Source organism: Clostridium estertheticum (assembly GCF_018861295.1).
Classification (GTDB): domain Bacteria; phylum Bacillota; class Clostridia; order Clostridiales; family Clostridiaceae; genus Clostridium_AD; species Clostridium_AD estertheticum_D.
The window spans coordinates 38,848-60,512 of the sequence record NZ_JAHLDM010000025.1; the positions used below are offsets into that span (position 1 = coordinate 38,848).

General features: G+C 37.2%; 18 protein-coding genes and 1 pseudogene. 6 read left to right on the plus strand and 13 right to left on the minus strand.

Going from position 1 to position 21,665, the window contains the following annotated elements:
* Positions 1-3 precede the first annotated feature (3 nt).
* Positions 4-927, minus strand: a complete 924-nt coding sequence (locus KPL54_RS20025; RefSeq protein WP_216108308.1) for a radical SAM mobile pair protein B — start codon at positions 925-927, stop codon at positions 4-6.
* A gap of 280 nt (positions 928-1,207) precedes the next feature.
* Here KPL54_RS20025 and KPL54_RS20030 point away from each other — a divergent pair, with 280 nt between their 5' ends.
* From KPL54_RS20030 to KPL54_RS20040, 3 genes are all read left to right on the plus strand, one after another.
* Positions 1,208-1,576, plus strand: a complete 369-nt coding sequence (locus KPL54_RS20030) for a winged helix-turn-helix transcriptional regulator (protein WP_253203614.1) — start codon at positions 1,208-1,210, stop codon at positions 1,574-1,576.
* 148 nt (positions 1,577-1,724) lie between these two features.
* Positions 1,725-2,354, plus strand: coding sequence for an MmcQ/YjbR family DNA-binding protein (locus tag KPL54_RS26755; RefSeq protein WP_268038884.1), 630 nt, complete (start codon positions 1,725-1,727; stop codon positions 2,352-2,354).
* 513 nt (positions 2,355-2,867) lie between these two features.
* Positions 2,868-3,092, plus strand: coding sequence for a TetR/AcrR family transcriptional regulator (locus tag KPL54_RS20040; RefSeq protein WP_216108309.1), 225 nt, complete (start codon positions 2,868-2,870; stop codon positions 3,090-3,092).
* Positions 3,093-3,357: 265 nt separating this feature from the next.
* Here the strand turns inward: KPL54_RS20040 and KPL54_RS20045 are convergent, their stop codons facing one another.
* Together KPL54_RS20045 and KPL54_RS20050 are read right to left on the minus strand one after the other, a co-directional pair.
* A complete protein-coding gene (locus KPL54_RS20045) occupies positions 3,358-4,782 on the minus strand; it encodes a carboxylesterase family protein (RefSeq protein WP_216108310.1) in 1,425 nt (474 codons plus the stop codon).
* 114 nt (positions 4,783-4,896) lie between these two features.
* The gene (locus tag KPL54_RS20050; protein ID WP_216108311.1) at positions 4,897-5,769 is read right to left on the minus strand and encodes a DUF5131 family protein; all 873 of its coding nucleotides are present in this window, start codon (positions 5,767-5,769) and stop codon (positions 4,897-4,899) included.
* A 468-nt stretch (positions 5,770-6,237) separates the two neighbouring features.
* Between KPL54_RS20050 and KPL54_RS26185 the strand changes: the two genes are divergently transcribed.
* Together KPL54_RS26185 and KPL54_RS26190 are read left to right on the plus strand one after the other, a co-directional pair.
* Positions 6,238-6,573 (plus strand): IS110 family transposase, encoded by a 336-nt coding sequence (locus tag KPL54_RS26185; RefSeq protein WP_253203617.1) that lies wholly within the window; start codon positions 6,238-6,240, stop codon positions 6,571-6,573.
* A complete protein-coding gene (locus tag KPL54_RS26190) occupies positions 6,545-6,907 on the plus strand; it encodes an IS110 family transposase (RefSeq protein ID WP_253203619.1) in 363 nt (120 codons plus the stop codon). Before KPL54_RS26185 ends, KPL54_RS26190 begins: the two co-directional genes overlap by 29 nt.
* 257 nt (positions 6,908-7,164) lie before the next feature.
* On the opposite strand, the gene KPL54_RS20060 is transcribed toward KPL54_RS26190, so the two are convergent.
* The 5 genes and pseudogenes from KPL54_RS20060 to KPL54_RS20080 all read right to left on the minus strand — a co-directional run.
* A complete protein-coding gene (locus KPL54_RS20060; protein WP_216108312.1) occupies positions 7,165-9,711 on the minus strand; it encodes an ATP-binding cassette domain-containing protein in 2,547 nt (848 codons plus the stop codon).
* 17 nt (positions 9,712-9,728) lie between these two features.
* Complete coding sequence (locus KPL54_RS20065) at positions 9,729-11,963, minus strand: DEAD/DEAH box helicase (RefSeq protein ID WP_216108313.1); 2,235 nt, start codon at positions 11,961-11,963, stop codon at positions 9,729-9,731.
* Between the two features lie 11 nt (positions 11,964-11,974).
* Positions 11,975-13,306: an ATP-binding protein gene (locus KPL54_RS20070; protein WP_216108314.1), complete on the minus strand. Its 1,332-nt coding sequence runs from the start codon at positions 13,304-13,306 to the stop codon at positions 11,975-11,977.
* Positions 13,303-14,967, minus strand: coding sequence for a TerB N-terminal domain-containing protein (locus tag KPL54_RS20075; protein WP_253203620.1), 1,665 nt, complete (start codon positions 14,965-14,967; stop codon positions 13,303-13,305). Before KPL54_RS20075 ends, KPL54_RS20070 begins: the two co-directional genes overlap by 4 nt.
* Before the next feature lie 229 nt (positions 14,968-15,196).
* Positions 15,197-16,132 (minus strand): annotated as a pseudogene (locus tag KPL54_RS20080) (relaxase/mobilization nuclease domain-containing protein); the annotation flags it as partial.
* A 439-nt stretch (positions 16,133-16,571) separates the two neighbouring features.
* Between KPL54_RS20080 and KPL54_RS20085 the strand changes: the two are divergent.
* Complete coding sequence (locus tag KPL54_RS20085; protein ID WP_216108317.1) at positions 16,572-17,258, plus strand: alpha/beta hydrolase-fold protein; 687 nt, start codon at positions 16,572-16,574, stop codon at positions 17,256-17,258.
* Positions 17,259-17,473: 215 nt separating this feature from the next.
* Here the strand turns inward: KPL54_RS20085 and KPL54_RS20090 are convergent, their stop codons facing one another.
* The 5 genes from KPL54_RS20090 to KPL54_RS20110 form a co-directional block, all read right to left on the minus strand.
* Positions 17,474-18,322 carry an MFS transporter gene (locus KPL54_RS20090; RefSeq protein WP_445986079.1) on the minus strand — a complete coding sequence of 283 codons (849 nt, stop codon included), beginning with the start codon at positions 18,320-18,322 and terminating at the stop codon, positions 17,474-17,476.
* 164 nt (positions 18,323-18,486) lie between these two features.
* Positions 18,487-18,948: a GNAT family N-acetyltransferase gene (locus KPL54_RS20095; protein WP_253203622.1), complete on the minus strand. Its 462-nt coding sequence runs from the start codon at positions 18,946-18,948 to the stop codon at positions 18,487-18,489.
* Positions 18,945-20,426 carry an amino acid adenylation domain-containing protein gene (locus KPL54_RS20100; protein ID WP_216108319.1) on the minus strand — a complete coding sequence of 494 codons (1,482 nt, stop codon included), beginning with the start codon at positions 20,424-20,426 and terminating at the stop codon, positions 18,945-18,947. The genes KPL54_RS20095 and KPL54_RS20100 overlap by 4 nt, the downstream gene beginning before the upstream one ends.
* A 521-nt stretch (positions 20,427-20,947) precedes the next feature.
* A complete protein-coding gene (locus KPL54_RS20105; protein ID WP_216108343.1) occupies positions 20,948-21,259 on the minus strand; it encodes a hypothetical protein in 312 nt (103 codons plus the stop codon).
* 144 nt (positions 21,260-21,403) lie between these two features.
* On the minus strand, positions 21,404-21,571 hold the full coding sequence (locus KPL54_RS20110; RefSeq protein WP_216108320.1) for a hypothetical protein: 168 nt from the start codon (positions 21,569-21,571) through the stop codon (positions 21,404-21,406).
* Positions 21,572-21,665: the final 94 nt, after the last annotated feature.

The following is a 21,665-nucleotide window of genomic DNA, read 5'->3' on the forward strand; positions in this document are numbered from 1 at the left end:
TCATCATAAAATGAAAGCTCTATCTGCATAACTTGACTTACAATTTTTCTTCTTCTTTGCAGAAGGTATAATTTCCTCATGGAAGAAATAATTGACTACTATTGGTGGTTCTTCAAATGGTCGACAAATAGAATCATCATTCCTTACATATAATAGACCTTCATCTCTTGTGAACTTTTTTATATCTTCATCTAGAGAAGCCCAATAACTACGGTCGTTCTTCTGATAAATATCTTGATACAGCGGAATAAGCTTAGGATATTTTTCTTTGACATAGTCAAGAATAACGGTCTTGTAGCCACCCCTAAGATTTAGGTTTTCAAGCCAAATAAGATTACACTGCTCTTTAGCTCGTCGTATAATTGCCGCTACATCTGTGATACCAGGGAAAATTGGTGAGATAAAACAGGTAGTCCGAATTCCAGCATCGTGAAAAACTTTCATTGCTGCCAATCTTCGCTCAATGCTAACAGCGTCATCCATATCTGCACGAAATTCATCATCCAAAGTATTAATTGACCATGATACTCTTGCATTTGGAAATGATTTGATTAAATCCAAATCTCGAAGGATCAAATCTGATTTTGTAGCAATACTGATTTCAGCACCACTACCCTGAAGCTGTTCTAAAAGAGTCCTTGTACGAAAATGCTTTTCCTCCAAAGGTTGGTATGGATCTGTCACAGAAGAAATGAAAATCTTCTGGCCAGCATACTTTTCTGGATGTTTGATTTCTGGCCAATGTTTGATATCTACAAATTCTCCCCAAGGTTCAGAATGATTCGTAAATCGCTTCATGAATGATGCATAGCAGTATCTACAATTATGAGCACAGCCCGTATAAGGATTAGCAGAATATCCGCCAATGGGCAGATTTGATTTTGTCAGAACACCTTTTGTCTTAATATCTTTTATAACTAATTCCATATCCTATTCCTCCATTTAGTTTATACTCTTATTCCGCTCTGATATCGGCTTAAGAAACGCCTTGTAAGCTCGTGCTTTGGTTTTTCAAAAATATCATCCGGCAAGCCTTCTTCTAAAATCACGTCTAGATCCATAAGTACAACTCTCCTATCTTTGTTCTTTGGTAAGTCATTGACTTCCCCTTGTATATTTATTATACTTACTCTATCATAACAATCAAGTACGCAGAATTTTTATACATAGTACAAAAAGCGTACCATGATTTTAGGGAGGTTTTATAATGATGAACGAAATGATGACATATGAAGAATATTTGGTAGATGTAAAAAAAGGCATCCTAACAGAAAACGGAAACTGTCCTGTTACACCACTTCTGTTAATGCTACAAGGAAAGTGGAAATCACAAATTCTATATGAACTATGTATACATGATACGATTCGTTTTGGAGAATTTAAAAAGAGTCTGTCAAGTATTACTAACACAATGCTTACAAACAGTCTCAGAGAACTGGAAGCAGATGGCCTTGTCAATAGAATGCAGTTTAATGAAATCCCACCTCACGTAGAATACTCATTTACAGAAAAAGGGGAAAACCTAATGCCTGTTTTTTACTCAATCATGCTCTGGGGTTTTAAAAATGAAATATAAACAGTCAAGAAAAAAAGCCATGCTAATCAGCCGTACGGAAATATTTCAGTATGCAAATAAGAAATATGGCACTAAGCCTGATTATCCGTGGATGAAATTGCCTGGTTATGCGGTGCTCCGCCACTCAGACAATATGAAATGATATGGATTGATTTCAAATGTTTCAAGAAAAAAATTGCAACTAGACGGTGATGAGATAGTAGATATTTTGAATGTAAAGTGTGACCCAATTCTAATCGGTTCTCTTTGTACTCAGGATGGATTTTTACCAGCTTATCATATGAACCGATTAAATTGGATTTCAATTTTACTAGATGGTTCTGTTGACATAGATACGATTTATTTTTTGCTTGACATGAGCTTCGAATTAACATTGAACAGCAAGAAACTTGGTCGCTCACAAGCTGGCGCAAATACTGAATGGCTTGTTCCTGCAAACCCTAAATACTTTGATCTTGATAAAGCCTTCATGGATAATGATGTGATTCTCTGGAAACAGAGTAATAACATTGCAGTTGGTGATATTGTATACATGTATGTAGCTGCACCCTATTCTTCTATTAAATATAAATGTAAAGTAGTCGAAGTTAATATTCCTTATAATTACAATGATGATAAAGTAAGTATGAATCGTGTTATGAAAATCAAGCTCTTGACGAAATATGATAGATATTCAATAAATCTTGCCATGCTAAGAGAACATGGTGTATATGCGGTTCGAGGCCCTCGCAGCATACCAATCAGTTTAATTAAGGAGATTGAGACATTATACAAGTAAAGTCAGAACCACCCATAAACTACTCACTCATCAAAGTAGGTGAGTAGTTTAATTACAGTATCATTTATCACTATAACTTTTTATGTCCATACTTATATTTAAACAATTTTTCACCCGCACTAATCGCAAGTGCAAAATACCCCTCTTTAGATATTAATCATTAACCACTTTATACAATATTGATAACTCAAAATATAGTTAATAATTAGACTTATTATTTCCCAGCATTTCATTAATGTCCGATATGTATGTGGGTTGAATCCTAGAATTCGTTTATCCGCTTCATACTGCATCCATAACTCATTTAATTTCATAACTAATCCCTCCCAATTAATCTTTTAATTTAACTTTATCAATGAGATGACATACTATCTAGATACTTAATTTTTTTACGCTTACAGTGTTTTACTATTATAACGGAGTAACAATGATTACCCAAACAAAAAAAGTTTTGAGAAAGGGAAATACTCCAACCGCCCTCTTGAAGAGGATAATTGGAGTATACATACAGAAATGACCCATACCAAAGACTATATTTTATCTGTTTTCAATGAAATTCTTAAAAAGTATCCTATGAGTAAAATTACTGTGGCCCAAATAGTAAAAAAAGCGGGAATATCAAAGTCAACATTTTATCGTAATTACATTGATAAGTATGACATTATGAATTACACCTATAAAAAATTAATTGATTCCAACATCCAATCTATTGATAACTTAGTCCCAGGTTGGGACTAAGTTAAATCAACCTCACTCTCCTCACCTCTTGATAGCCTCCAATCACATCTTAAAAGCAAATGCTTTGTCACTTGGTTTTACATGTTCTCGTTGAAAATTGACTATTCACCATAAAAATTATTGCCTGATTATCATCCATATTATAGATAGTAACAGGAACCTTCTTTATACCTGCCCACTCACATGCTGCTTTTATTCTATGACTGGATATCAATTCATATCCATTACCCTACTATTTTTCCAACTCATTCTTTCTATAAATCAATTAAGTTCTATCAACACCATCAAATAATTCTAAAATTTCCTTTGCATACGTATTGCTTACATAAGGACGTTGTCCTATATCCTTTATCTCAATCTTATCTGATACTGGAGTCCATAAGTTCTCATAATTTCCTGTTGCCATATTAAGAACCGTCTCTGTAACAAATCGATCACGTTCAATTTGCTCCTGACTTGCGTTAGGTTTAACTTGCCCAACAATTCCATACATTTCAGTACCGTGTACTGCAGGTGCACCTTCAGCAGGACCAATATTTAATTGATAGGCACGACCTCCCGCTTTCGCATGAGCTAGTGTAGATCTAGTCGCCGGTAGTGTGAAATTAAAACTTGTATATAAGGAACCTCTAACCTCAACTGGCTCAAGGCTTTCTTTATTATGAAAAGCTAAAATCTTTTCTGCCTGACTACGTGCTACATGAGAGTTCTCAACCATCTCATCCACAATAGCTTCTGTACTGCCTGGATCAAAACGTTTACGAATATTCAGTACATACCAATCTACTTCTCCAGTTGTAGAACTGATAAGGATATCTACAGCTTTACGTTCACCTGAATCTATCACTTCTTGTGGATTTACAGAGAAAACTCCATTTTCCAACTCGTGATCGTCAACCATACCAATGTTTATATTATCGATACCATGTTTACGAATTGGATCCCCAGGCAGTAGACCTTCAACTGTCTTCTCTAATAATTTAGCGTCAATAGTTAATAAATCTTCCGGATTTTCAATATTTAACTTCTTCAATGTTTTATGTGCAAATTCTTCCGCCCACCATCTCGGTATATAACGTGATACAAAACCTGAAAAAGCTGCGATACGCTGAAATAATCCCTTAGTTTCTGGTACAGCTAATAAGGCAAGTGAATTATAGGCTCCTGCACTATGCCCAGTAAGAGTGACTTGATTAGAGTCCCCTCCGAACTTATCAATATTTTCATGAATCCACTCCAATGCAATAACAATATCTGTCATGCCAAGATTCGTTGCGTCTTTTAAGGCTCCACCATACTGAGATAATGATAACCAACCTAATGCACCAAGACGATAATTAATTGAGACACCAATGACTTTACCGCTTGATACTAAGCCAGACATATCAGAAGTATCATCTGTATTACCTCCATAAGTCCATCCTCCGCCATGAATATATACAACAACTGGAAGTGGTTCCTTACGAACAACCGGTGCCCAGATATTAAGGTTAAGACAGTCCTCACTAAAACCTCTATCAGACTTCACCCAACTTGCATCGACCATTTGAATAGATACCGGACCTTTTTTATCGTAAGGCTGACTTGGGTCAAAAGGCACCTTTTTTGCCTTTTGAAACCGTTCCGCTTTACCATAAGATACACTAAGCCACTCCTCTACATTGGAAAATTTTTTATTTATATTTGACATATTACCTCCTATAATTTCTATTTCTTAATTCCATCATTAAATATAACTCAGTATAAAAAATGTATCAAGTACGCAGTTTGTTGATACATAGTACGTAACTTGATACCGCTTAACTCAATTACATTTCCCGCATTGGCTACAACCATTACATGTAAGTTTCATACCACAAGTCTGGCAACGCTCTTTATAATATGGTCTATATAACTGGTCCTTTTGAATTATATTACCCCACTCATCGTAGAGTTTGAAATCTATTGGCTTTCCTTGAAAGCTTAATCCTGATTTAAAGGCCTGTTGACTTTGCAAACCATTTTTTTCAATTTTGTATAACTTACCATCCTTTACAAAGCGTCTGCCGGTACCACAGAACACAAATGTTATATCATTGACCACACATTCATCATGTAACTCTTTCACCCATTCATAATGACATGGACGTGCACCTCCATAGTTCTCACCATCACATAAAACTTGCTCAATCTGGTTTTTGGCAAGGTATTTAGTTATATTAACTGGTCCTATGAAAGGTGCGCACATAATACCTTTATGCTTGAATGGCAAATTAAGAAGGATTGGTATACGTTCATCTGCTCGTTGTTGATTTTCGCAGGTAACGTTAAACATTACATTTTCCCAGCCATCTCCCCAATCTTTTGGTAAATGATCAGCTACACGTTCAGGGCGTTTTGTAAGTAGAAAGAACTTTACATCTGGTCTTTGCCTTATAATCTCCCAAGCTTTCTCACGCCACTGATCTGCTTCTTCCAGAAAGAAATCAGAAGTCATGCAGACACGAATCATCTCTCCACTTTTCACCTTATATTTACCTGAACGGTCCTTTGATAATGGATAACGAAATCCGGTTTTAGTCTTATAAATATCAGAACCCTTTTTATCACGCAGACCATCCAGATAGAACATATAACAATTCTGACATCCTTCACTGCATTTTACACAGCCATGCCATGGATTCCATATATCATGCACATCCCTTCAACTCGCTTTCTTAATTGTTATTTATCATTAGAATGATATAATTCTTCTTCGTGCAAAAATCCCCAGTTCATTATCGAATAAAAAACCGGCAGAAGATCATGTCTCATCTCAGTAAAAGAAACTCTACATGAGGTGGAATTTCATTAAACTGTTTACGTTGTACCAAGCCATCAGCATCGTATAATCCAATTATCCTCTTTAAGAGGTGGTTGGATTATTTCCTTTCTCCCAACCTTTTTTGTTGGGGTAATCTCTATTAATCCGTTATAATGATTAAGCACTGTGGATTTGTTTTTATACAGCTATGACTGTTTTGAGGTGACTCAGACCACAGCTTTTCGTCTTCACTGGTATGGGCGGTTAGTTAGTTAACGCATCGACGTTTATATTTACGTGAAAACACAGCCGAGATTCTTGTGGAAAACAACAGTACAAAATATTATTTAGGAGGTATCTATCATGTACTTTGTCGGAATCGACATTTCCAAATACAAACACGACTGCTTCATCACTATGGAATCAGGCGATGCTGTTTGTAATTCTTTTATCATCAAAAATAATCAGGAAGGTTTCAATCTACTTCTTACTATTCTTAATTCTCTTGACCATTCAGAACAAATAAAAATAGGGTTTGAATCTACTGGTCATTATGCTTTAAATCTGAAGTTATTCCTTGAAAAAGCCCACTACAGCTTCATGGAATTTAACCCTGTTCTTCTTGCTAAGTTTAACAAGTCCCAGACTTTAAGACGTACCACTTTTAGCAATGTACAAACAAGCTGCATACGAAGTTGATTCTCTGGGAAAACAGATATTTTTACTTATTGAAGAAATCAAGCCCAAATCTCTTACCATTCCTAGTATAGGTGCTTTATCAAGCGCTGTGACCTATGCTGAATACGGAGATTTAGCTAAATTTGATTCTCCGTCCCAAATATTATCGTTTGCCTGTCTAGAGCCAGGATACTATCAATCTAGAACATCTGAACACGGTGGGCATATGGTTAAACGAGGCTCTTTTCACCTTCGTTATACCTTGATGAACCTTTGCATACCTTTGATCCAATACAACATGGTTTTTGCTGAATATTATGCCAAGAAGAGTCAGAGGGAAAAACACATCGTGTAGCATGTTCACATCTAGTCAAGAAACTTATTCGTGTCATTTTTTCTCTTGAAAAAAATGGCATAGACTTCAACCCAAACAAACTTCGCTGATTGTGTAGTGGCAACTAGTAATACTTTTATTACTCAACTTTTCAAAAATAATTTTTGAAAGGTCTATTTAGTATACCCTTTTTTAGATGAAAACTTTTTTAAAAAACCCATTGACTTTTAATAGTTAGTCACCCCTATCATTGAATGAAGCATTATAAACATTTTCCATTAGATAAACTGACCGGTAAGACTATCCGAATTATTTCTGATATCCGTCGGAGTTCCTGCTGCAACAATACGTCCACCCGCAGCACCACCACCCGGCCCCATATCAATAACATAATCTGCATTTCTGATAACATCTAAATCATGCTCAATAACTATTACTGTCGCTCCTAATTGAATGAGATTTTCAAATACGTCAAGTAGAACACGAACATCCTTTGGATGTAAACCAATCGTAGGTTCATCAAAGACAAATACTGATTCTTCTTGTCCTTTGCCCATTTCACTGGCTAACTTTAGTCTCTGTGCCTCACCACCGGAAAGCCCTGGTGTCTTTTCCCCAAGTGTAAGATAACCCAAACCCAGGTCATGCAATACTTGGAGTCTTTGTTTAATTAATTTTAAATCATCGCTATCCTTTAGAACTTCATCTACACTCATACTCATTAGATCAGGAAGACTATATTCTTTTCCACCCTCGGCTTTGCGTAAAACTCCATGTGCCATTTTACTATATCTGGATCCCCTACAATCGGGACAAATGATATCTACATCCGGAAGAAATTGAACATCCAATGAGATTTCACCAGTACCATCACAGGTTTGACAACGTAGTTTACCAGTGTTATATGAGAAGTCACCGGCTTTATATCCATGTGCTTTAGCATCCTCTGTTTTAGCATAGATCTTTCTAAGTTCATCATGAACTCCGGCATATGTAGCAACAGTAGAGCGAACATTGATTCCAATCGGTGTAGCATCAATCAAATTAACCTGGCGAATTTCCTCTGCATCAATTGATTTAATATGAAATGGTAGCTTATTTCCTGTCGCCTTAGACTCTAATGCAGGTATTAAGCTTTCTAAAACCATTGTTGTCTTGCCGGACCCTGATACTCCTGTAACTACAGTAAGTCTTCCCTTAGGAATATCTACTTCCAAAGGCTGAACGGTATGGATGCTGTCTGTAGACAAATGAATTTTTCCAATCGAAAACATATCTTCATCAGCTACACTACTTCTCATCCTTTGATATTCTTCTACATATAAATTCTTACCCTCTGCACGAATTTTCTCCAACTGTGTTTCCTGCGTTAGATATGGTCCAATTACAGATTCCTTGTTACTTTCTATATCTTGGATAGTCCCTTCTGCAATGACTGTCCCACCATCAGTTCCAGCGCCCTTTCCCATTTCCACTATATAATCCGCATGTGCAAGAACCTGGGTGTCGTGGTCTACAAGCACAACAGAATTACCGTCGGCAATCAGCTCATCCATTACACCAGTTAGACCTTTTAGGTTATATGGATGTAGTCCAATAGAAGGTTCATCTAACACATATAAAACACCGGTCGTTCTATTTCTAACGGCTCTGGCAAGTTGTACACGTTGACGCTCTCCAGTAGATAAGGTTGAAGCAGCACGATCTAAAGAAAGGTATCCTAGACCTAAATCGATCAATCTCTTAGCGGTATCCATAAATGATTCACAAATATTCTTAGCCATAAGGCGCATTTTTTCTTCTAAAGAATCCGGTATACCTTTAACCCACGGAATTAATTCATCCAGTGTCATAGCCGTAGCCTTATCTAAACCAATGCCACAGAGTCTAGGGGCTCTTGAAGCATCCGACAGTCTAGTACCATGGCAATCTTGACAAATCCCTTCTTTTAGAAATTTCTCAATTCTTTTCATCCCCTTGTCATCTTTTACTTTAGACAAGGCATTTTTTACAGTATATACTGCATTGTAATAAGTGAAATCCATCTCAGCAGTTTGTTGAGTCTTAGGATTCACATATAAAATATGTCTTTTCTCTGCAGGACCATGATAAACCGTTTCTTTTTCTTTAGGTGTTAAATCCTTAAAGGGAACATCTGTACGAACACCCATTTCTCGACAAACATCTTTCATAAGTGCCCACATTAAAGTTCCCCACACAACTACAGCACCTTCATCAATCGTAAGATTTTCATTAGGAACTAGTTTAGATTCATCCACTGTTCTAATATATCCCGTTCCACCACAAGTAGCACAACCTCCTCTACTATTGAATGCTAGGTCTTCCGCGCCGGGACCATAAAATTTCTCGCCACATTCTGAACAAGTAATTTCTTGCATAGCAGCTACTTCAAAAGATGGCTCAACATAATGTCCATTAGGGCACCTATGACTTGCAAGTCTCGAAAACATGAGACGTAAACTATTAAGTAATTCAGTCATCGTCCCGAATGTACTGCGGATTCCAGGAACACCTGGTCGTTGATGAAGAGCTAGTGAAGCAGGCACATAACTAACGTCATCTACATCAGCACGCTCTGCCTGTGTCATACGTCTTCTTGTATATGAAGATAATGATTCCAGATATCTTCTAGATCCCTCCGCATATAATACACCTAGGGCGAGAGAAGATTTGCCTGAACCTGATACACCCGCAATTCCAACAATTTTATTTAAAGGTATATCTACATCCACATTTTTCAAATTATGAACTTTGGCACCACGAACTTCCATCTTTTGAGGAAGTGTGTTTTTTTTTACAGTCATAGCTGATCTCCTTCTGTTCAATTCTGGTTGTACCAACTTAGAACTCTATTTTTCATTACTTCTATATCTAACACACCAAGGGCAAATCCTTTTCTAACTAACTCGTCCGGCACATACTCATCATACTTTTCAAATACAGGAACTTCCTTTGGATAAACCAATTCCAATGGTTCAAAGTCCTTAGCTACTTCTTCAGCAACTATTTGATAGAATTCATCTTCACTCGCTTGCATGGTGAACTGTAAATAATAAGGTCTTGATGGAGTCATACCCTTTAATACAAGTCTTTGACCACAACGGAGCTTTAAGAATCGTTCTAAGGCAAGGAATGCGTAACTTCCAAGCCATGGAAACAATGCCCACATCTTTCCTCCAAGATGAATGAGTGGACGATCAGCCATACCCGCTTTTTTAAATGTCTTTCTAGCATCTTGCATACGACATACCGCATGATTCATTAAATAAGGATAATTATTTTCTTCTGCGAGAACTCCATACATTCTCTCTAAAATACGAGTATGGATGTCACCTGCTACGTCACCAAAGTAAGCAGGAATATTGCCTTTTACAAGGGTACAATAAATCTCTCGACGCTTATGATCAACATCTTCCACAACCCAAACCCTACCTGCAATGGCAATCTTATCTCCTGCCGGTGGTGGTTTAACAATCGTACCCAACTCTTCCGAGCCAGCATGTACTGTATATTCAATATTCTCTTGGAATACAGCATAGAACTTATAGTTATTTACGATTCTCTCGCCAGTAAGTCCAACAATCAATCCACCATTTTCCGTACGATTCACATGATCAATTCCAATCAAATGTTTCAACATAACACGGAAATCATCTTGTGTTATACGATGAAATACAGATAAAGGTAATACACGAGAAGCCAATTCCCCCGGGGACATCTCACCACCAGAAGCCAAGGTACTCATCGTCTGATGATATAACAATGAGAACGGTAATTTCTCTGTTCTTGGCGGTTCTACGAAGCGTTCTTCAATATAGAGCTGTACGAGAGCGATTCCTTGAATGAGGTACCAAGGAATCATATCCGGTAACATAGCTCTAGATTCAGGATGATCTTCACGCATGACAAACCACATTTCTGATGGCCCCCCACGTCTTCCGGTTCTTCCCATTCTCTGTAAAAAGCCTGAAACAGTAAATGGTGCATCGATTTGGAAAGCTCGCTCTAGCCTGCCGATATCAATGCCTAATTCTAGTGTAGCAGTAGCACATACGCTCATAAGAGAATTGTCATCTTTCAACTCTTCTTCCGCACTTTCACGATAGGATGTAGAAAGATTACCGTGATGGATTAAGAACCGGTCAGGTTCACGATTGGTCTCACAATATTGTCTGAGATTTTGACATACAGCTTCACACTCCTCCCGAGAGTTTGTAAACACTAAGCATTTCTTGCCTCGTGTATGTTCAAAGATATAACCCATACCAGGGTCAGCAGCCTTTGGTGCTGTATCCGTAGCCAGTTCCATTTCAATAGTATCAAGTTCAAGTGATTTACCTTCATCAGCTTGAGGGGCAGTATTAAAGAAATGTTCCATAGATAATCTCCAAACTTCTTTTCCACCATCAAACTTTGGGATTACTGTCCCTCTACCACTACCTGCAGCTAGAAACTTGCCTACATCTTCAGGATTTCCAATTGTGGCGGACAAACCAATTCTTCTTGGATTACATCCTGCCAAATGACATAGCCGTTCAATTAAACTAAATGTTTGTCCCCCACGATCGGCCCGTAAGAGTGAATGAATCTCGTCAATTACGATAAATCTCAAATCCCCAAATAATGAAGGAATCTCCATATGCTTATTTATCATCAAGGATTCCAATGACTCAGGTGTAATTTGTAGGATACCGGCTGGCTTTCGCAATAAACATCTTTTCTGTGATTGTGGCACATCTCCATGCCACCTTGTAACAGGGATTCCCGCCTCTTCACAAAGCTCATTTAATCTTCCAAACTGGTCATTAATTAAAGCTTTGAGTGGTGCAATATATAATATTCCAACTGAAGTAGATGGATTTTCATCCAATAAACTTAGGATAGGAAAGAAGGACGCTTCTGTTTTTCCAGATGCAGTGGAGGCAGTTAAAAGAACATTCCCATCTGTATTAAAGATTGCATCTCCTGCTGCATTCTGAACTGCACGTAGTGATTGCCAACCAGAACGATAGATATAATCCTGTATAAAGGGTGCGTATCGCTTAAAAACTTCCATGTTTCCTCCATTCAAACCGTAAATCCAGTGTAAATACTTACAGTATTATCAGATACAGCGTCTGACTTAGTATAAGAAAATTCATCAGAAGCTAACAAATCATTCAATGACATATTCGGATTCTGATACATCAAATCTAGTAGTTCAATAAAATCTCTGATTACTTCACGTGGTGTGATATTCAAATCAGCACCAACTCGCTCAAATTCAATTTTAATGAAAGTAGCTAAATCCTCTGTTGAAATCTTTTTTGTGTATTCATATAAATCCGCATGTATTATAGATAACTTTTCACATAAAATAAGCATTTCTTCGGCATTCAATGCTTCAAGTCGAATAACTGGTGCTAATAAATTTCTGGCTCCCCGTTTTGAAAACTTACCCTCCGCAAGACGTGAACGTAATGCCTCGTAGCTATATACACCACGGCGTTTATCTTCTATGGTCTGTTGAGTAGCTCCCATTATAATCCCCAGATATTTAGCCTTTCCTTGTAAAGTATCGTTGTACATCGTTAATATCTTTTCGTAATTGTATTGCCGTGTAATGGCATTAGGAATCTTAAAAATATTCACCAACTCATCAATCATTATCATCATGCCTGAATATCCAGCTAGTCTAAAGAATATCGCAAAGAGTTTTAGATAATCATACCAATCATCATCGGTAATGATGATATTGACTCCTAATTCTTCCTTGGCTTCACGTTTTAAACTATATTCTCCACGGAACCAGCGTGCAACCTTTAACTTAATTCCATCATTTCCATCCACATACGCATGGTAATAAGCAGAAAGTAGTTTAGCGAACTCAAAACCATGTACCAATTCACTTAAAGAAGAAGTCACCTCATAAATCTTTTTGTCTACTAACGTTGTTAAAGCAGGATCACCTGGAGTAAGTCCACTCTCATTTGCTGCTTGGCTTTGAACACTGCTTATCCAACGATCCAATATCAAAGTAAGTGCTCCACCTTCAGGTTTTGTTTTAGTGGATAGATTTCCAATTAGTTCACGATAAGTCGCAAGACCTTGTCCTCTTGTGCCATGAAGACGTCTTTCGGGTGACAGATCTACATCTGCAACGATAAAAGCACGATCCATCACATGATTTCTGATTGTCTGTAACAAGAAACTTTTCCCTGATCCATATCTTCCGACTATAAATCTAAAGGAAGCACCGCCTTCCGAAATAATGTCTACATCGTGTAAAAGTGCATGTATTTCGTTTTTCCTACCAACTGTAATATATGGAAGTCCAATTCTTGGAACTACACCACCTTTTAAAGAATTTATGACGGTCTGTGCAATTCGCTTAGGTACTTTTCTATTCATTTCACTCATCTTTTAACTCCTCCAAGCATTCTACTAATATCTTCTCTATAATCTTCCACAAGAGTTATTGTTTCAAAATCACATTCCACAACCGTATCACCAATCTCATCAAACAAGGCTTCATTAAGACTATCCGCAATCACTTCCGGTAAGCCATGTTGATCTAAAATTAGCGACTTTACAGACTTCCCTTCTAAAAGCATCATTAATATTTGAATTTGCGTATCATCTAAAGGAAGAATAATCACTTTATTAGAGCTATCAGCCTCCATGCTTTCTTTTTTAATCACTGATACTACTGCTATATCTTGCGTATCTTCCTCTGTTAAAAGACTGTCCATTGTTTCTAATGAGTCTTTTCTAATTTTATCTAAATCAGAAAAGCGAATTGAAACCTTGGGTTTGGCTGCTTCAGCTTTAAATTTTTTATCTATTTCAATTACTGCATCAATATACGGAGATGCCCAAGTCTCTTCACTTCTTTCACGTAGCGGATGGCCAGTTTTTAAATACACTCGCAATCTTCTATCAGACTCATGTATAAGTCCATCAAATTTTTGTTTATTAAAGTGTAGTTTGTGATAGGATTGTTCACTCCATACATCATCTTTAAAGCTATATTCTCTAGACTCATTCAATATATAGGTGATAGGTTCAGGACTTTGTTCATTAAAATAGATTGCATTTGAAAGAGGATACCATCGATACGAACGTTGACTTCCAAAACATGCTTTAAATAGGCTCTTGCTCTCTTTACGATATTGTGCTGATGCCAATCTCCATACTTCTGCAAACAAATGAATACCCTCGGCTTCATACTTTTTTATTACGACAGATGTAGATAATTTATTTCCATAAAATGTACATAATGCTTTAAAAATTTCTTGGTCACTATAGCTATTGGGATTACGTAAAACAACTAATGCTCTATCTTTCTCTATCATCTCAGTATCAGCGTACCCATAGGCTATATCCGGTTCTACTCCATTTAATATTGCAAGTTCCAGCATCCATCGATGGAGATTTTTACGCATGCTTTCATCACCGATTGCTGAGTCAAGATATTCAATTTCAAATTCCTTCATCTTCCGAAAGCTGTCTTCAACTGATGTTGTACCAATTCCATTCTCCAGTTCATAAAGATATAGATAGGCTAGGGAAGTGCTAATTCTCTGATAATTTCCCTTTCTTATTTCCGTTCGCCAAGTAAAATATCCTCGTAACTGATTTAAACGTAAATCATGATAGGTTGGAAAATAGCAACGTAATTCACCCTCCCAAGGACAATCATCCTCGTAATCTTCCATGAATTTTCCTTGTATATAGAAATTCCTAGATTTCTGTCTGAAGGAACCGTCCCCATGTTCATAAAGTTTTCGCATATCAAGTATTTTCTGTGGTATGTTTTCCTCTTTGCTCTCTATCTTCGTTTCAAAACTAAGTAGTGTATCTCGATATTGTGACTGCTGTGACATAAACCTGTTATCAAGAGTAATCATGAACCCAATTTGATTATTAAGTTCAACCGCTCTATCAAACAATCGATAAATAACCTCTGGTTCTGTAGTATCATCAAACTTAATACCTACCCACTTCTGACCACGCATACGAAAAGGATCTGAAAGATATGAGGCTGAAATTTCCGAAAGACTTTGTCGCCAACATTTCATGTCACAAAGTTCAATTTCAGTACCTGTATCTGAATCCCATTGACGCATCAAAAGTGCCACCCACTTTTTAGTTCTATGGTCGACCAAAACAGAAAAACCGGAAAAATTTTCCCATTTTTTCTGCTCAATGATATTAAATTTTTCCTCTGCATAAGTTGTCAGTTCTGATAAACGCATATATACTCCCAATCAATTTGTGTACTAAGTATAATAATTATACTATCGCTATTTAAAAAATACAACTACGCAGTTTATTCGTACATAGTATCATCTGTAATACTATGCATAATTTCATAAGCATTACCTTTTTTACCCCATCTATCTCAATAATTTTGAAATTATGTCTATAAGGGGATACAAAGTATATTTTTTTGATACAATATAAAAAGAAAATGAATATTTGCTTAATATCCTTTTTTCTCAGAAACAGATACTCCTCCTGCAACATATGCATCCGTTCTAAATCCTCTTTGAATCTCGCTGATTTATATTGAAAACGACACTTTTCAACAACACGCATACGGTAGAGTTCGGCATAAAATTTCTGCTGATAGGGATTCTTTGGCTTAAGTAAATATTTTACGTCAGGTGTTAATACTCTTGGTGTTTCAAAAGCAAAACTTCCCTTGGCAAAGAACGCTTCCAGATTTTCTTTGGAATATTCTTCATTAATCGTATCCAGTCTACGAAAACGCTTCATCTTCTCTGCTTTTACCGCCAGATGAGCACCCTGTTTCACCTCATATCCTAATTCCTCTAACAGATAAAGAAAATGATCATAATCCTCCGCTACACCACGGCAATATTTCACATCTGCTTCAATAAATTCACTCCAAGATTTCTCTTTTTCCCACTGTTTCCGATTCATATTTACTGGATTTTTACTATACTCCGCTGGCATTATAGATAATCCATATTTCTTACCAGTATTCATATTCACACTATTAAATACCAAATGTCCATGACAATGCTCCTTATCAACATGAACACTGTACACCGCCTCATAATCATCCCCTAAAAACTCATGTGCAAACTCCTTCATCAATGCCAATAACTGCTCTGGGGTTCCCTCTCCTGGTGGACAGGATATCACAATATGATATCCCTGCCTTCCGCCTGTCTTTCCATACAATTCTTTTGTTCCCACCATCTGTTCAAAAGCAAGCTTTGGGACACAATTTCACCCGATACTATTCATATACATAATTTCCTGCATTAAGTTTGACCTTTTATTGTACATAGTACGCAGTTCGATACCATGTACATATTTTCTGCGTACTTGATTATTCCAATAAATTTAGTATAATAATTGTACTGTCGCAAATGATAAATCAAGATTGGATGATTTGAATGAAATATTGCTGTAGCCTTCAAATATAGCTAAGCACTCCACTGTTACAGTCACTCCATGAAGCAATCTCTATCAGAAAACTTGGTAACTGCTGGGCAGGATTGGATATAGAATGCGTAAATTTATAGAAAAATAAGAACTTTTTCAAGTACGCGATGGTCATTCTATCAGTCGTCCTTTTAATTCCCCCCATTTTGGTGGATGATTTTTTCATACGGAAATCATTCCATAAACAAAAGGAAGTGTGAAAAATATGCAAATAAAACAACTGATATTTGATAAGAAGGAAGTAACAATTTTTAAGAATGATAATGTGAAAACCGCTGTTCCTGCTGTATATGTAAATATATTTAGGGGCGATGGCAGTAGTCTCTGGGAAACCTGCAATCAACTTGGATGTCCAGATTTTACAATGATTGCTATTGGTAACCTTGATTGGGATAATGACCTAACACCATGGACAAGTCCACCCATATTCCCAAATGATGGTGTATACGCTGGAAATGCAGACGAACATCTGAAACGCATTATTAATAAAATCATGCCAGAGGTTGAAGCATTCCTGCCTGAGAAGCCTTTGTATTCTGCAATTTCCGGATATTCTCTTGGCGGTCTGTTCGCAGCATATGCCGCATACCGCACGACTGCTTTCCACCGTTTCGCATCTATGTCCGGCTCCTTCTGGTATCCGAATTTCATTCCTTTTGCAACGACACACGAATTAGCATGCCAACCAGACTGTTTTTATCTATCTCTTGGGGATAAAGAAGAACGAACCAGCAATAAAATCGTTGCTGCCGTCGGACAAAATACCAGAACATATTTAGAATTTCTAAAGAAAAATGGCATTTTATCTATTCTGGAGATGAATCCCGGAAATCATTATACGGACGGAAATATTCGAACTGCAAAAGGTATTTGCTGGATACTCAATCAGTAAATCAATTGGACAGTTAATCATTAATTGATAAGCTGTCCAATTAGTTTAATAAATAAAAAAAATCTCATCTCAAGCTTCTCACAGAAACGTACATGAAAAGCTCCTTTCATACGATTTAACAAGCTATTATATTCGGTATGACCAAACAATAATTGGCATGCAGCCTAATTTACAATTATGATATGCTTGTTCAACATAACAAAATAACCTTGGTTTTACAAAAATCTTCTTATAAAGCTCTTTTGTACCCCCGTTGTATTGTATCTGTTGAATGCAAGTGTTCCTACTAATAAAAAAATCATACCCGTTATAAATACACCACGTGCACTATATTTATCAAGAAAGTGCCCAGTCAAAGGGTTTAACACAGCTAATAATAGGGACCCGGGCAACATTAACAATCCAGAATAAAATGCAGAATAGCCACGCATTGTCTGAACATAAATTGGAATTATGACAGTAGCTGACATTGTATGTACACTCATCCAACCATAGATTCCTTCATTTGTTACCCCAAGCATAATTCCGCAAAATCCCAGTGCATATAAAATAAGAGATAAGATATCTAAATTGCTTTTCATTGTAGTTCCAATATTCTCAAGTAAAAAATATGCAGAGATTATAACTAGTATAGAAATAAAGGTCAAAATGTAAAACAAACTTCTCCACCCGAAAGAATCTACCAGCAAACCAGATAATGTCGGACCTATTGTTGGAGAAAATCCAACAACGAGTCCGACTACACCCATAGCACGTCCTCTGCCTTCTATAGGGAATAACTTTAATACAACGACTTGCAGTAAGGGCATCATAACTCCAGCCCCAACAGCTTGCTGCATAACAGTACGGATTTCTTTGATTCCACTAGTTACAGCAGAGAAGTCAATGAAAGCTGCTTTCGTGTAGTTCGCAATAATACGTGCAAGTGTAGTTTTTCCAACACCGGGCGGTCCCCAGAAGATCATGGAGGAAACTTGATCGCTTTCAATCAGACGGCGTAAGACCTTACATTCGCCCAGCAGATGTGCCTGTCCCACAAAATTTTCCAATGTACTTGGTCGCAATTTTGCCGCCAATGGTTGGACGCTTTCTCTGTCAAAAAGTGTATACTGTTCCATTTGTTTTTCCTCCAATCTAAACTACAGAATACTATTTTTCTTAGTACACATAACTGTACATTTCCACAGTTACTCAAATTACAGTATATAGGCTCTCAACTTTTGTTGAATCATAACTTCATATAATCAATCATTGGTTGAAACCCTAGTTCATGGTACAGTGCTCGACCTGCCTCTGATGTTTCCAGATAAATCTTTGTAACCTTTCTTTGTACGGCTTCTTGCACCAGCCAACTCACGACTTGTTTGCCAACGCCCTGCCCTCTAAACCGAGAGCGAGTATAAATATTCATCAGATAAGCGCATGTACCAGAGGGATTATCCGGCGACGGCATCTCCTTGTACAGACAGATCCCGCCACAAGCGATAATGTTTTCTTCCTGATAGGCAAAACATGCTATATGCTCTTCATTTAGTAATGCATTTTGATAATAAATACGGTTTGCTTCTTCCAATGCCTTTAATGACTGATTTTGAGAAACAGAAAAAACTTCATGAAGTACTTCCATTCTCCAATCTATCAATATATCAAGGTCTTTCAGGGTTGCCCTTCGAATAATAACGTTCATCATAAATTCCCCGCTTTCATCACAACCGGTAGTGCCTTTTTATCTACCTTTCCATTTGGCGTAAGTGGCATATCTGAGAGTTTTACGAAAAATTCAGGAATCATATAAGATGGTAAATGATTTGCCATACGCCTTTTTAGATCAGAAACTGCGGAAACACTGCTTTGAGGAACAACATATGCAACCATGTAAGACAATCCCTGCTCATCCATATATGGACTGACAATTCCCTGTTTTACTTCGGGGCAATTGCACAATACGCTTTCAACCTCATCCGGCTCCACACGTTTCCCAAGAATCATAACTTGAGTATCCTTTCGACGTAAGAATACAATATTACCGTTTGGCAGCATATAGCCAAGATCTCCGCTTCGATAAATGTGCTGATCGTCTTTCTGCATAACAAAAACTTTGTTTTCGCGTTTTCTATTGCCAACATAACCCCTTGAAACACCACCACCACTAATACATATTTCTCCAATATCTCCAGGCTTTACTGGCTGCATATGTTCATCCATAATCTCAATTGAGCTGCCTAACACCGCTTTTCCAATCGGAAACGTACCATCCGGTAGAGGCGTTACCTCGTTACACTTGAAGTAGGATGCACAAACGGTTGTTTCTGATGGACCGTAAGTATTATAAACATCTACTTTGTCCAATAAGTTTGATACATAACTGGCTCGCAGGACATCTCCTCCGCTGATAAGCAGACGAATACTTTGAGGTATGCTATCCATTCCATCCATTTCCAAAAGCAGATAAGGGAATCCACTCACTATTGTGACACCATGACGATTAATAAATTCCATAACCTTACTAATTTCCCCTTTTGTTTCTGCCGAAGGAATTGCTAATACAGCACCGGAAATCAGTGTGGCAAAAACTTCTTCCACGAAAATATCAAAAGAGCACACCGAATGCTGCAGCATAATATCTTGCTGTGTCGGATGAAATTCATTGCGGAATGCCTGGACATAATGACAAACATTCTGGTTTTCTACGGCTACACCTTTTGGAACACCTGTGGAACCGGAAGTATACAGTATATACGCCAATGACTCCGGCTTTATCTGCACCTGCATCGCAAGAGCAGCCTCATTAATTTCCATACCTTGTTCAACAAACAGCAATGAGAATCCCTCGAGTCTGTCTGTATATTTTCTATGAGTAATGATACAATCCACGCCACAATCCATCATCATAAAGTGAATCCGTTCTTTTGGGAAATCCGGTTCTAGCGGCACATACGCTGCTCCAACCTTTAACACTGCAAAAATTGAAGCTATCATTTCGACGCTATGATCCATTACAATACCAACGACATTTATACTGTCAGAAAATTGGGTTGCAATTGTGTTAGCCATCTGGTCAAGCTGCTTTCTTGTCAATGACCTCTTTTCATCAAAAACAGCTACTTGTTCAGGAAATAATTCCAGCTGCTCATTAAAACAAGAATAAATTGTATTTTTAGTTTCCATAATAAAATCCTCCATTTAATTGAATGCATTGTTTCAACTTAGTTATCCGATTACGCTCTCTAGCAAAGTAATTTTCTTATGCTGAGTATCCAGTTCACACTGTATACCACAAGTGATAATACCAAGAGATGCACAACCTCCAAGCATTATTTTTCTTTGTACATTTATTATACTGTGTCTAATAAACAAATCAAGTACGCAGATTGTTTGTACATAGTACGAAAATGCATACTATGTTTAACAGCAAGTGGCTTTATTATTAAAAAAGTTGACATATGAGAATTACTTGTGAACTGTAACCCAAGGGATTGTATGCTAAAATGCAGTAGTATGCAGTTACAAAATATAGCTACTTCCCCTTCATAATCAAACACTTATTTCAGCTATTTTTCTCTTTTACACATAAAAAACCTCATCAAATATTATTAAAAATATTTGATGAGGTTTCATCCACCAACTATTGGTTATGGAACAAATTAATATTTATGTGACATACCCCCAAAAAAACTATATATTACTTATCATTTATGCATATTTTCCATTTTCCGAATCAGATCTTTCGGCATACTCCTCGGTCCGCGGACTGAAAATACACCATACATTTTTAGAACTTCAATCCCTATCCGTTTCTCATCGTATCTTTGCAGCAACTTAATCCGCATAACATGGCTCATGCTAACTTTACCATCATCATATTCATAAGGAATATCAACTTCCACTGCCTCACATTTATATCGAATTGACGAAAATGGAGCAGCTACATACATGTATATTCGATCTCCAACTTCAATCAGTTCATCATCCAATCCTAGCTTATTTCCTGGTACTGTCATAATGATTCCATACCACTTTCGATTTTCCACCTGGCGAAACGCAACATAATCCGGCATTGCTTTCCATAGATGTTCAGGTTCTGTATTATATGTCTCTTTTACATATAGTAACACCTTCTCCCGATCACCTTTAATCATCATACATCAGTCCCCCGCTCTTAGAAAATTTGGTCCATTCAACGCCGCCATTTCCTGAAGACATGTAATTCTTAGAGTTTGTAGTCCAAAACCACTAAACGTTTTAACTGATTTTGTAATAAATGTTTTGGTGACCGCTTTATCTGGAAGATAATCACCTTCTTTCTGTACCATCTAATGGCACTAGGATTTTTACCCTTTCCATATTCAAAGCTCCCTTCATAACTATATCATTCATCCTAAAGCTTAAACTCAAAGAACGGAGTTA